Origin of the sequence: Loigolactobacillus iwatensis (assembly GCF_003950295.1) — a bacterium.
Taxonomy (GTDB): domain Bacteria; phylum Bacillota; class Bacilli; order Lactobacillales; family Lactobacillaceae; genus Loigolactobacillus; species Loigolactobacillus iwatensis.
In genome coordinates this window covers 1-2,257 of sequence record NZ_RHNP01000055.1, presented here as the reverse complement: position 1 = coordinate 2,257, position 2,257 = coordinate 1, and the positions used below count along the sequence as shown (strand labels likewise).

The 2,257-nt window shown below is 37.7% G+C and carries 1 protein-coding gene; it reads left to right on the top strand.

From position 1 onward, the window contains the following. Nucleotides 1-2,029, top strand: a 2,029-nt coding sequence (locus tag EKM98_RS11260) for a GH25 family lysozyme (protein ID WP_125982667.1), incomplete at its 5' end; no start/stop codon positions are given. Nucleotides 2,030-2,257 lie beyond the last annotated feature (228 nt).

The window sequence follows — 2,257 nt, the reverse complement described above, 5'->3', positions numbered from 1 at the left end:
AAGTGCAGCAAGTACAAGTGCAGCAAGTACAAGTGCAGCAAGTACAAGTGCAGCAAGTACAGCCGCAGCAAGTACAACGGCCATTGATGGTTCAACTGTAGATGCTGAAGTAGGGTCATCAGCAGCAAATAATTCAGAACTATTATCAAGTTCATCTAGTAACAGTGATGATAAGATTGCATCGAATGTGGCCGCTTTATCAACGAGTAGTCAAGTTTCATTTGATTATGGCCATGCCGATGATACAATGGACTTTGTTGCAGGTGCACATGCTGTTGGTAGTGCAGCGGCTCCTGCAGCTGGACAGATTACAAGTTATGTAAATTCAGAGGGTCAGAATCAGATTGATATTCCAGCCGGTTTGGCACCTGACATTCAGGCCGAATGGTTGCAAAATGCCAAGGAACAAGCTAATTCTAATTATGCGGCTACGGGACAGCAACAAGTTATTACAATGAGTGATGATCAAGTGGATTCATTTACAATTGGGGATTCTTCACGCCCACGACGGGTAGATGCGGTCGACATTTCATCTTATCAATATGATTTAACTCAGGCTAATTATAATGAAATGAAGAAGTTAGGTGTTAAGACTGTCATTATTAAATTGACTGAAGGAAATTATTATGAGAATCCTTATGCTCGAAATCAAATTTCTATGGCAAAGGCCGCAGGTTTACAAATAGCCGTTTATCATTACGCAAAGTTTGCGAGTGCAAGTGCTGCAGCAGGTGAAGCTAATTTATTGATTTCTGATTTACGATCACTAGGCTTGAGTAAAAATACTTTGATTTTTGCTGATATGGAAGATACTAGTACTTATACAACGGGCATTCAAGGAGATTTACAGAATTTCTGGAATACATTATCAAATGCTGGTTTTACTAATCATGCAGTCTATACTTACGTTTCTTACGAGTATCGTGATGCAGTTGTTAATACAGTTGGATTAAGTCGTACTTGGATTGCACAGTATCCGTACACACCATCTGCTAGCAGTTTATGGAATTCACAATATGCGGCCTGGCAATTTAGTTCTACAGCACGTTTACCAGGTTATTCAGGCAATTTGGATGTTTCAATTGACTACAATGGGTTACTTAATTTAAATAGTGGTGCCTGGCAGTTAAAAAATAATCAATGGAGTTATATTAAGTCCGATGGTAGTAAAGCAACTGGCTGGTTGGCTGATTCGAATAATTGGTATTATTTGAATACGAATGGTGTCATGCAGACTGGTTGGGTTAAAGTGCAAAATGTTTGGTATGATCTTAATGGATCAGGTGCTATGCGGACTGGCTGGACTAAATCAAATAATAATTGGTATTATCTGAGTAAATCAGGTGCTATGCAGACAGGTTGGATTCAAGTAGCTAGTAATTGGTATCATATGAATACGAATGGTGCCATGCAAATTGGTTGGATTCAATTAAAAAATACTTGGTACTATTTGGAAAATAGTGGCAAGATGGCCACTAACTGGATTTTTACCGGAAATAGTTGGTATTATTTACGCACAAGTGGTGCAATGGTTGCAAATGTTTGGATGAAGGATGGTAATCAATGGTATCATTTAACTAACTCAGGTAAAATGAGTACTGGATGGCTATATTATAAGGGTTATTGGTATGCTTTAAATGGCTCTGGTCAGATGCAGACTGGTTGGTATCAGACAAAATATGGCTGGTACTACCTCAGTAATTGGGGTGGAATGCAGACTAACACCTGGATTCAAAATGGAGGACATTGGTATCATTTGGCCGATTCGGGTAACATGAATACTGGTTGGCTATATTACAAGGGTTATTGGTATGCATTAAACGGTTCTGGCCAAATGCGAACAGGTTGGTATCAGACAAAATATGGTTGGTATTATCTTAATAGTTGGGGTGGAATGCAAACCAATTGTTGGCTTCAAATTAACGGTCATCGCTATTATCTTAATAGTACAGGTAAAATGTTAACTGGTTGGCAGACAATTAATGGTCAAAGATACTATTTTGATCAAAATGGTGCATTACAAAATTAGAAATTTGTATCTAAAGAGCGTTTACGATTATTTCAAAAGTTAGGTTGACTTAGAAATAACGTGGGCGTTTTTTTGTACCATAAATTTGCATTTGAGTGTAATGAAAAAAATTCAGAAATCCCTATAAAATGGTGATTTTAGGCGATCATTACGTAAGCAGTAAATAACTGACCGACTTCAAAAATAATTTAATTCAAGTTATGATTGCCTCATCAAATAATTGGTGAG